This is a genomic window from Pseudomonas sp. HY13-MNA-CIBAN-0226 (genome assembly GCF_040310305.1).
GTDB lineage: Bacteria > Pseudomonadota > Gammaproteobacteria > Pseudomonadales > Pseudomonadaceae > Aquipseudomonas > Aquipseudomonas gregormendelii.
Window position 1 is genome coordinate 1 of sequence record NZ_JBEOPS010000197.1, and the last position, 279, is coordinate 279.

A 279-nucleotide genomic window follows, 5' to 3' on the forward strand; every position below is an offset into this window, starting at 1 on the left:
TCCCTGCACGCTGTTGAGCGAAATGTTCACCTTCTGGGTGTCATTTTCAAACTCATGCTCGTGGGCCACTTCGCCAAAAACTTGAGTTTGTGGCGTGATGCGGTAGTTGCCTTGCAGGCCGATGCCCAGGCGCTTGGAGTCGCGTTGTTGATCATCAAAGGTCAGGGCGGTGGAGCGGCTGCTTTTCTCAGAGTAGCCATTGACTTCAACCCGCGCGTAGTCGGCGCTGATGAAGGGCGACAGGTGCCAGTCGCTGCCCGGTGCGGCGATGTCATACCC

The 279-nt window shown here is 57.7% G+C and carries 1 protein-coding gene; it reads right to left on the bottom strand.

Going from position 1 to position 279, the window contains the following annotated elements; translation table 11 throughout:
- The coding region (locus AAEZ05_RS28385; RefSeq protein ID WP_350649903.1) for an autotransporter domain-containing protein at positions 1-279 on the bottom strand (279 nt) is incomplete at both ends.